The sequence below is a fragment of the Geomonas sp. genome (genome assembly GCF_056994735.1).
In genome coordinates, this window is sequence record NZ_JBXKJL010000333.1 from 19290 (window position 1) to 29630 (window position 10341).

The window sequence follows — 10341 nt, forward strand, 5'->3', positions numbered from 1 at the left end:
TCGAGGCTTTTTCGAGTCGGAGCGTCAAGTAAGTTACCAGTGAAAAGGGGTTCCAGCAAAGGCTGGACCCCTTTTCTCTTATACGGTTACCTCATCCCGACCCTGCCTTGACGCGGGATGATGGTTACTGGGCGCTCAAGGTGACGCCGGTGATGATGGCTCCATATTTATCTTTTGCCACCACGCTTTCCACCGTGAATCCGCTTGCCTGCACTGCGTTTGGCGCGTTCAGCTGCAGTACCCCCACCTGACCGTTCGACAGCAGGGCAGTGTTGAGGATGATCATCCGCACCCTTGCCGGCGTGCTCCCCGAGGCCTCCGTGTACTTGGTGACCGCAGTAACCGGGTTGATGGTGGTCGAATTGCCGAGGTTGTACTCGCAGGGGGCCAGGGCTCCGCTTTCATCGACATTGACCAGGACGCCGGCGGGGAAGGCGATGGTGAAGTCGAGGGCACCTACCTTCTGGGTGGTCAGCCCTGCGAGGGACAGCGTCACCGGCAGCCTCTTGTAGCCGGTCAGGTTGTTGGTGTTGCTGGCCAGGAAGGTGTTCACGGAGGTGAGGATTCTGGTGCCGGCTCCCGTACCGGCTGAGTGGAGGTCGTCGACGATCTGGGAGACGGACTTGCTGCTGTCCATCGCCAGTTGCGAGATCCCCGCCAGGTAAAGGGTGTAGGAACGTGCCTCGGCCGTAGCGGTCTGCAGGGTTGCGTTGGTGGCATCGACAGGCTGAACAGTGGTTATGTCCAGCGAGAACTGACTCGAGACCTGACTGTTGGCGCTGGTGATGGCGTTAGCGATGGCTGTCCCGCCGGCAACGGCTGCCAGCGCGTTATGGTAGGCAAGGTCGGTCAATGGTGTGACGGCAACGCTGACGTTACTGTTGGAGACGGAGGCCACGGCGGCCGAAAGCGGATTTGCGGCGTCGATGGTCATGGACTGGCCGGTTGCTTCATCGGTGTAATTCCCGGTCGCCTCGATGATCACCGACCCGGTGTAGTTGGTCACGGTGGCGCTGTAGCGACCCAGGTTGTCGGTGGCGGCGGTGGCCAGCAGGGTCCCCTTGCTGCCGTCGGTGTTGGCTGAGTAGATCTTCACCGTCCCGTTCTTGATCAACCCCTTCGAGGCGGTGCCGCTGACTGTGGAAGTCGAGGTGGTGCCGGAGCTCGGGGATGCGCCGGAGCTCGGGGGTGTGCCAGTGCTCGGGGGTGTGCCGGTGCTCGGGGATGTGCCGGCGCTCGGGGATGTGCCATTGCTCCCACCGCCACAGGCACCGAGGAAGGCTAAGACAATCATCGTTGTCATCATCTTCAGTGAGTCGTTCAGTCTCATTGTGCACCCCTTGCCAGTTATTTTCCCTACCAGGTGACCAGGTTCACACTCTTCTCCAGTATGACCAGCGCGTCGCCGGCATCGATGGCGCCATCCGGTTGCGGGGCGCCGTAAACCAGAGGGGCGACGTCGCCGCGGGTTAGTTGTACCGGTGTCACCGTCACGTTGCCGAGAGCGATCTGCAGGGCCAGCAGGGCATCAGCGACAGTGACCGCCTGGTCGCCGTCGATGTCACCGCTTCTGGCGAGCGTGTAGATGAAGTTCCGCTGCACGGTCGAGGTGTTGCCGGCGGCATCTGCGGCGGCCACCACCACGGCAAAAGTGTTTTCGGCGCTGAAGGTGATCTGCTGCTGGAACGTGCCGTCGGATGCCGCGGTCGGGGTGTAGCTCTTGCCGTCGGCGGTGATGGTGATGGCAGTGGTCGAGGTATCGCCGACGGTACCCTTCAGCAGGTAGCTGGAGGTGTGGATGGTGATATCCTGGCCCGGGTCGGTGACGGAGAGCTCCGGCTTAACCGCGTCGACCGTGATGGTCCGTTTCATCGTGGTGCTGTTTCCGGCGAGGTCGATGGCCACGATGTTGACGGTGTTGCTGCCGGCAGCGAGGTTGACCGTGACGGTATAGCTGCCGCTGGCAATGGAGGCGGTCAGCGGAGCCGAGGTCCCTACCGTTGCTGTAACCGAGCCGATGCTGGCCTCATTGATGGTGCCGGTGATGGTAAGAGCCGTGGATTTGACGTAGGAGTTGTCAGCGGGGACCGACACGGTAAGGCTCGGAGCGGTTGTGTCCAGCATTACCGTCCTGGTATCGGTGGTGCTCTGGTCGACGTTGTCGGTGGCAACTACCGAGATGGTGTTTCCTCCTTCCTGCAGTGTCAAAGCGGTAGAGAAGCCGCCACCGGTGTCGACGGTGACACCTCTCCCGTTGACCGTGAGGCTCTTGATCCCGTTGCCGGAAGTGACGGTGCCGGTGACGTTCAAGGTCGCGTTGTTGGTGACCGAGCCGTCGGGGAGCGTGGAGACGGAAAGTGCCGGAGGCGCGACGGTAGACGGCGTGACTGCGCCCGATGCCTCCGATGCCGCTCCCGTACCGATGGCGTTGGTGGCGGTTACCGTGAAGGTATAGGCCGTGCCGTTGGTAAGACCGGTGACGGTGATGGGGCTCGCGGTGCCGGTGGCTGTGATACTCCCCGGAGACGAGGTCACGGTGTAGCCGGTTATGGCGCTGCCGCCATCGGAGGTCGGAGCCGTGAAGGTGATCACTGCCAGAGAGGCGCCGCCGGCCGCGGTCACGTTCCTCGGCGCGCCGGGGACGCTGCCGCCGCTGATCGATACCGTCTGCGTTGCCGCCGCGGAGACGTTGCCGATGGCGTCCTTGGCCCAGGCGTAGGCGGTCCTGCTCCCGGAGCTCGCGAAGGTGAAGGTGGTGGGCGCAGCGGCCAGCCAGCCGGAGGACGAAGACGGCGGAGTGGTGGCGCTTTCGGTAACCATGAATCCGGTAACCCCGACGTTGTCGGTCGCCGTGAGAGTGGTGATCGGCACGGCAAGGGTCGTTGAAGTTGCCGGCATCACGAATCCCGTTACCGTCGGTGGATCGACATCTACTGTGGACTGGGTAACGGCGACCGTGACGTCATCTACCCTGAACCCGGTGGACACGGAACTGTCGGTGGTGACGTAGAAATTGAGCCTTACGGTCTGGCCCCTGTAGGCCATCAGGTCGTACCGTGCGCTTTCTACCCAGCCGGTCGTCTTGTCGAGATTGCTGAAGCTCTTCAGGGTCTGCAGCGTGGCGCCGTTGGAGGGATCCTGGATCAGCACCTCCATCTTGTCCCAGGGCGTCGTAGTGCTGCTTTCATCCGAGGTTATCCGGTACCAGAACCGGGTGTAGGCCTCGGTGGCCCCGCTGGGGATGGTCACGTCCTGGTAGGTCGCTGAGACCAGGCTGTGGACGATTCCGGTGTAGATGTACCAGTTGCTGCCGTTATGCCCGAGGCCGGTATTGAGGTTGATGTTCGCGTTGCCGGCGCTGTTGCTTTCCGCCCAGGCCACCCGGCCGCTTTCGAAGTCCCCGTTGGCCAGCAGGTTGGTCGCTACAGCGCCCGAGGTGGTGGTGAAACTCCAGCTCCTGGCGGTAGCCAAGGCGTTGCCGGAGACATCCGTGACGCCGGTCGTGACGGAAGCCGTGTAGAGGGTGCCAGGCGCCAGCGTCGTCGAAGGGGTGAACGTGGCTGTCATGCTGGTGGCATCATAGCTGACCGTCCCGCTCAGCGACGGGCTTACGCCGAAGGTCGAGGTGGTCAGGGTGGAAGGGGTGATGGCCTTGCTGAAGGTGGCCGTGACCAGGCTGTTGAGGGGGATGTTCCCTGCTCCGTTGGCCGGTGTTGTCGAAACCACGGTCGGCGGAGTCGTGTTGCCTGTGGTCACCGTCAGTGCCACGTCGTCTACCAGGAACATCGTCTGGGCCGAAGAGTCGGTGGCGGCGATGAATTTTACTCGCACCGTCCTCCCTCTGTAGGCCATCAGGTCAATCGGCTGGTTCACTGTCCAGTCCGTGGTGGCCGAGAGGTTCGAGAGGGTCTTCAGCGTTGCCAGGATCGAACCTGACGTGGGATCCAGGAGCTGGACATTCATGGTGTCATAGACCGTGGAGATCGTCGTTTCGTCGGTGAAAATGTAGTAGTAGAAACTGAGGGTGGCGGCGGTGGCAGTGGAGGGGATGGCGACATCCTGGTGCACGCTTTCCGTCAGGTTGTCGCCGCCTGCCAGGTAGGCGAACCAGTCGCTGCCGTTGTTGCCGCCCTGGGTGAGATTGGTGATCAGCTGGTAGCCTCCGCTGCTGTAGGAACTCCATTCCAGCGCGCCGGACTCGAAGCCGGGGTTGAGGAGGATGTTCGCCCTGCCGCCGTCGGCGATGGTCGTTGCGCTGAAAGTCCCGGAGACGCCGCCGATGGTCAGGGTTTTCGTGGTGTCCGTGGAATAGTTGGGAGATGAGGTGAGACGGACCCTGACGGTGTCGCCGTTATTGACGGTAGCCGCCGCCGTGGCGTAGGCTCCGTCATTGATCGAATAGCTGCCTCCTGAGGTGATGCTGATCGGTGCGGCGGCATCGATCCCGGAGATTACGACGGCATTGGAGGTGACCGCCGTGCTGAGCGGGACATCCGTCTGCGCCGTGAAGGTGAAGGGATTGGGGTCGATGTCCGGGCAGGCGCCACTGCTGAAGGTGGCGTCCTGTCCGTAGCTCGGTCCGCCGCCGTTGGTGGAGACCGCGCGGAAGTGGTAGGTAACGCCACCGCAGGAAAGCCCGCTGACCGGAGCAGTCAGGGGCACGGCGCTGGTGCCGGATCCGATGCCCTGCGTAGTGGTCGTGCTGCCGTAGCCGGCGGTCCTGCCGTATTGGAAATAAGCTGAGGACGCCGATCCGTTGGGGTTCACCGTCCCGGTCAGCGTGGCGCTCCCCTGGGCTACGGCTGTGGCGCTGCCGGTGGTGACCGTGGGGGGAAGCTGGGCGCACTGCGCCGTGGTGAAGGTCTGGTCGGCGCCATTGGTGGTGCCGCCGCTGTTGGTGGCCACGGCACGGAAGTGATAGGTGATTCCGCCGCAGGTCAGGCCGCTGATGCTGGCGGCGACAGACAGCTGGCTGATGATCCCCGACAGCGGCGTGGTCGAACTGCCGTAACTGGTGGTGGTCCCGTAGTCGAAACGTGCCGTCGCTGCGGCCCCATTGGGGGTGACCGTCCCGTTCAAGGTTGCGCTCCCCTGTCCCACGCCGGTGGCTGCCAGGGTCGTCACCGTGGGAGGTGTCTGGGTGCAGGCGCCGGTGGTGAAGGTGATGTCGCTGCCGTTGTACCGGGTGCCGCTGGCGGTGGAGGCGACCATTCGGTAATGGTAGGTGATCCCGCCGCAGGTCAGGCCGTCAACGTCCGCACCCACCGGAACTTCGTCCCTCCCCGACCCGATGTATGACGGGGAGGTGGAATTGTCGTAGCTGGTGGTGGTCCCGTACTGGAAGAATGCCGAAACCTCGACGCCGTTCGGGGTAACGGTGCCGTTCAGACTGGCTCCCGCGGACGCAACGTTGGTGGCCGGCTTGGTGCTCACCGCCGGGGTCGTCGTGACGGTGGCGGGTTCGATCCCGACCACAGCGGCCTGGTAGTTGACGTCGCTCCAGCTGTAGGAGCCGGTATTGATGTTGTTGGAGACGTACCAGCCGTCATAGCTGCCGCTCCACCCGAGGTTGAGATGGATCTGCTCCGACGGGGAGTCGCGGTAGCCGTCGATCACGATGGAATGCCCGCCGGCCCTCGGGTCCCTGATCCTCAGCTGGCTGGGGCGGCCGTTTTGGAGTTCGCCCTTGAAGACCTGCATCCAGGCGCTGTCCGAGGGGTAACTGGAGCGGTAGACGGCGTGGGCGGTGTTCTTGTAGCGGAAATAGTTGGGGAAAACGGCGGCGCCCTCGAGGGTGGCCGCCGAGGAGCCGCTGGAGGTCGACTTGCCGTAGCTCATGTGGAAGGCGATTCCGACATCGACCATGAGCTTTGCGACGGCGTCTCTCTGGGAGGAGGTGCTCGTAGGGCCGTAGGTGCTGGTCATGTCGCTCCAGCGATAGGTGCTCTGGCTGAAGTCGGTGCCGAGAGTCCTGTTGACCGATCCGTCATTCCAGGTATAGGAGGTCGACCCCTGGCCGGTGGGAGGGTAATTCCAGTACTTCATGATCTGGGCGGCGGCGGTGGCCACACAACCGGTGACAGTGGCCTGTCCGTCGTACCACAAAGGGGTGTAAAGGTTGTAGGGACTCCCTTGATTCCAGGTGGTGGAGAGCAGCGGCCCCAGGGATACTACGCTTTCCGTCTGCAACTGATCGCGGTTTTGGGAGAACTCGGCCTCGTCCCTAGCGAAGATCCCCCACAGCCGGCCGTTGAATGTCTTGGAGTAGTCGACTGTAGCCAGTTCCGAAGCATGATCATCAAGACTTTCATTGAGCAGAGACAGTTCTTCCGAGATCCACTGCGCCACCTCGGAATTATCCGCCATGGAGACGGTGGTGGTGAAGGAGTACAGCTTCACCACGGGAAGCTCATCCCGTGACGGGACAATGATGTGGCCAGCCGGAGAAAGAAGGAAGTTGTAACCGACCGTCTTTTCGTTGAAAAGAATCGGCTCCTCGCCGATGATCTTGTACTCGGCGCTGATGCCAAGACTCGTATCCGACATGGAATTGTGCAACCAGTTCTGCGCTACCGCTTTCGCCCTGTCAAGGGCAACCCCTCCTGCCATGACATCATTTGGCAGACAACAAAGAAATAGCGAGACAACGAAGATGGCTAGTAGTAGACCCTTCTTCATACCTCCTCCCGTAACAACTTTCTTAGATAAAACCGGAGCTTTTCGTTGCTGCCAGCTCGAGATTCCTCCTGATCAGCCATGGACTCAATCATTGACGCGGCAGGATTGAGGCATGCTCTCCCGGGTTTTGGGTCCGCCACTATCTGAACTCGATGTCGTCGGGACTGTCGCTCTCCAGTCGAATACCTCTGCGGCACGTTCCCATGATGGGCTGGTCTATCCCCCTGATGATTCCTGTCACGTACACCTCCTCTTTCCCGTCTTTTCGCGCCATGAATATCTTGTCGAAAAGGGCTTTGTTGTTGGTTGCGGTGGCAAGAACTTCCACTACCTGGCCGCTTCCGCCCCTGAGAAAGAACTTCTCGTAAGGAAGCTGAGGGGAACTCCTTTTCTCGAAGACGTTGTCGTAGTCGATGCTACCCTTGACCACTGCCGTCTTGCCTTCGCATCTGAGAGTGCCGCCGCACTCGGCGGGAAGGCCGCAGTAGTCAAAGAGCCTGCTGAGAGTGGTGTAAGACCCGGGTTGGCAGATGGTGAGAGCTTCGGAAGGGTAGCTGTTTCTTGGAGGGAAAAGGCCCCAGAGCAACAGCAATACTGTAGTTACAATCCTGAGGTCCGCCGTTGCCTGTCCCATCATTCTCCTCGGTGTGCCGGATACAAGAGGGTGGGGCTTGAAGTAGTACTCCGCGGTGTACGCCGATCGCAGGGGGGAAGGGGAGGAGATAGCAGCAGGTGCAAGGTCGAGGATGACCCTTGCAGGCATAATAGGCGTGAGTTCTCGCCGGGTAAGGCATAGACGCGGTCAAAGCTCGTGTCCTGACTGCCGCCTTACCTTATTACAGCGATGACTTACCGGGAGGAGGGTATCGGAAATTTGAGCAAGGCCCTGTAAAAAGAGCGGATGTCTGAAGCAGGGTTCGCGGTTTTCTGTCCATGCTGTTTGAGCGCATGGCATAGGCACAAGTTTAGAGAGTTGAATGCTGTGTCATTCATTATGTGTTCCACCTGTAATAATAAATGATTGGTTGTCTCGGCTCTTTTATGCGGGAAAAAGTGCGAATGATTGACTGTATACGAAAAAGCTGAAGGTCATGGACAGTTTATCCTGCCGGAAATTGATGTCAAATGGGAGGGACTACAAATTTTATGGAAATATCCGGCCTTCCACGGTGGCAGACGGCGTTACTGCCAGCAGTCCCGGAAGTGGGGCGGCGCGAAGGCGGGTCCGGATAGTCGCGGTGCCAACAAAAAAGGGACCTCTTTCGAGGTCCCTTCGGGTAAGAGTGTGGTTGCCAGGATCTCGCTACTCCGGCTTCTCCTCGATCCTCGGGAAGAGCGGCTCGGCTTTCTTGACGGTGGTCCCTGCTTTCAGGCCGCCCCAGGCGAGGCCTTCGCGGCTGGCTGGCTCGGTGATCCCCAGGTAGCCAAGCCCCTTCTCGGAGGTCTTCGGCATGAAGGCGGAGAGGAGGTAGTAGACGATCCTCTGGGATTCGAGCATGTAGTACATGACCGTCGCCAGCCGGTCCTTCAGGGCCGGGTCCTTGGCGAGCGTCCAGGGAGCGACCTCGTCGATGTACTTGTTGCCGGCGGAGATCACTTCCCAGATCGACTGCAGGGCCTTGCTGAAGGCGAGGTCTTCGAAGTGGCCGTCGACCTGTGAAACCATCGCGATGGTCTTCTCGCGGTAAGCCTTGTCGAGCTCGGTTTCCTCGCCCGGTTGCTGCAGCACGCCGCCGAAGTATTTCCCCAGCATGGCGGTGGAACGGTTGAGGAGATTGCCGAGGTCGTTGGCCAGGTCCGAGTTGATGCGGTGGATCAGGGCGCCGTGGGAGAAATCGCCGTCCAGGCCGAAGGGGACCTCGCGCAGCAGGAAGTAGCGGACCGCGTCGACGCCGTACTTCTCGATCAGCATGTTGGGCTCGACCACGTTCTGCAGGCTCTTGCTCATCTTCTGCCCTTCGATGGTCCACCAGCCGTGGGCGAAAACCTTCTTGGGGATCGGGAGCCCCGCGGCCATGAGGAAGGTCGGCCAGTAGACGGTGTGGAACCTGAGGATGTCCTTGCCGATCAGCTGGACGTCGGCGGGCCAGTACTTGCTGAAGTTGCCGGCTTCGTCCGGGTACCCGAGGGCGGTTATGTAGTTGGTCAGGGCGTCGAACCAGACATAGACCACGTGCTTGTCATTGCCCGGGACCGGGATCCCCCACTGGAAGGTGGTGCGGGAAACGGAGAGGTCCCTCAGGCCTTCCTTGACGAAGGAGATGATCTCGTTTCGGCGGGACTTCGGCTGGATGAAGTCCGGGTTGGCCTCGATGTGTGCCAGAAGCTGGTCCTGGTACTTGCTCATCCTGAAGAAGTAGGACTCCTCCTTGAGCTTCTCGGTCGGCCTGTTGCAGTCAGGGCACTTGAAGTCGATCAGCTGGGTCTCGGTCCAGAAGGTCTCGCACGGCGTGCAGTACCAGTCCTCGTACTCACCGAGGTAGATATCGCCCTTCTCCATCACCCTCTCGAATAACTCGGCAACCCCTTTCTTGTGGCGCTCCTGGGTGGTCCGGATGAAGTCCGTGTTGGAGATCTCCAGCTTCTCCCAGAGCGACTGGAAGCGCTTCATGACGCGATCGGCGAGTTCCAGCGGGGTTTCTCCGGCAGCATTGGCCGCCTTCTCCACCTTCTGCCCGTGCTCGTCGGTGCCGGTCAGGAAGAAGACATCGAAACCCATCAGCCGCTTGTAGCGCGCGAGCACGTCGGCCGCCAGGGTGGTGTAGGCGTGGCCTATGTGCGGGACGTCATTTACGTAGTAGATCGGGGTGGTGACGTAGAAAGCCGGTTTCATTATGATGGTTTCTCCTTTTTCCTTTCCTTTACGTCCTGGGGCCTGCGGTCGCGGCGCGCCTGCTTGGCCGCCTGGGCAGCCTTGGCCTTGCTCTCCTGCGGGCTCTGCACCTCTCCCTTGCCCTGCGGTTTCTTCACTTTATCGGTTACGTTCTCCGGGCTTATGTCGTCGCCCTTCAAGTGCACCAGGCTGTCATCGGAGGTCTTCACCGTGACCGTCCCCTGCAGCACGTTGACCTTGACCACCTCGCCGTCGACGCAACCGCACTGCACCCTCTTGCCGCACTTGGGAAGCCCTTTCCTCAGGCTGCAGTAGGTGTCGAACTCGTAGGAGAGGCAGCAAAGAAGTCTGCCGCACTGGCCGGAGATCTTGCTGGGGTTGAGCGCCAGGTTCTGCTCCTTGGCCATCTTGACCGAGACCGGCTCGAATTCGCGGAGATACGAGGAGCAGCAGAGCTCCCTGCCGCAGATCCCGATTCCTCCGACCATCTTGGATTCGTCACGCACCCCGATCTGGCGCATCTCGATGCGGGTGTGGAAGGCGTGGGCCAGGTCCTTGACCAGTTCGCGGAAATCGACCCTGCCATCGGCGGTGAAGTAGAAGATCGCCTTGCTGCCGTCGAAGAGGTATTCGACCTTGACGAGCTTCATGTCCATCCCCCGCTCCTTGATGCGGGTCAGGCAGAACTTGTGCGCTTCCTTCTCCTTCATGGTGTTGGCGGCCAGGGCGGCGAGGTCAGCCGACTCCGCCAGCCGTTGGAGCTGCTTCATCCCTTCGGGTACCAGCGAGTCATCCACCTCGATGGGGCCTGCCACGACATGTCCTATGCT

5 protein-coding genes are annotated in these 10341 nt (G+C 61.1%); all 5 read right to left on the reverse strand.

All coding sequences use genetic code 11. From position 1 onward, the window contains the following. Positions 1 to 124 precede the first annotated feature (124 nt). Positions 125 to 1330 carry a hypothetical protein gene (locus AC11W3_RS14465; protein ID WP_484093230.1) on the reverse strand — a complete coding sequence of 402 codons (1206 nt, stop codon included), beginning with the start codon at positions 1328 to 1330 and terminating at the stop codon, positions 125 to 127. Positions 1331 to 1356: 26 nt separating this feature from the next. Next, positions 1357 to 6678 carry a C10 family peptidase gene (locus AC11W3_RS14470; RefSeq protein ID WP_484093231.1) on the reverse strand — a complete coding sequence of 1774 codons (5322 nt, stop codon included), beginning with the start codon at positions 6676 to 6678 and terminating at the stop codon, positions 1357 to 1359. Between the two features lie 139 nt (positions 6679 to 6817). Beyond that, complete coding sequence (locus tag AC11W3_RS14475; protein WP_484091348.1) at positions 6818 to 7312, reverse strand: hypothetical protein; 495 nt, start codon at positions 7310 to 7312, stop codon at positions 6818 to 6820. Between the two features lie 669 nt (positions 7313 to 7981). Then, on the reverse strand, positions 7982 to 9511 hold the full coding sequence (metG, locus tag AC11W3_RS14480; protein WP_484091349.1) for a methionine--tRNA ligase: 1530 nt from the start codon (positions 9509 to 9511) through the stop codon (positions 7982 to 7984). After that, the coding region (locus AC11W3_RS14485; RefSeq protein WP_484093232.1) for a PSP1 domain-containing protein at positions 9511 to 10341 on the reverse strand (831 nt) is incomplete at its 5' end. The genes metG and AC11W3_RS14485, both read right to left, overlap by 1 nt.

Bases quoted from the DNA above. Each gene is read 5' to 3' on its own strand.
- AC11W3_RS14465 (WP_484093230.1), bottom strand. From the start codon at position 1,330: ATGAGACTGAACGACTCACTGAAGATGATGACAACGATGATTGTCTTA.
- AC11W3_RS14470 (WP_484093231.1), bottom strand. From the start codon at position 6,678: ATGAAGAAGGGTCTACTACTAGCCATCTTCGTTGTCTCGCTATTTCTT.
- AC11W3_RS14475 (WP_484091348.1), bottom strand. From the start codon at position 7,312: ATGGGACAGGCAACGGCGGACCTCAGGATTGTAACTACAGTATTGCTG.
- metG (WP_484091349.1), bottom strand. From the start codon at position 9,511: ATGAAACCGGCTTTCTACGTCACCACCCCGATCTACTACGTAAATGAC.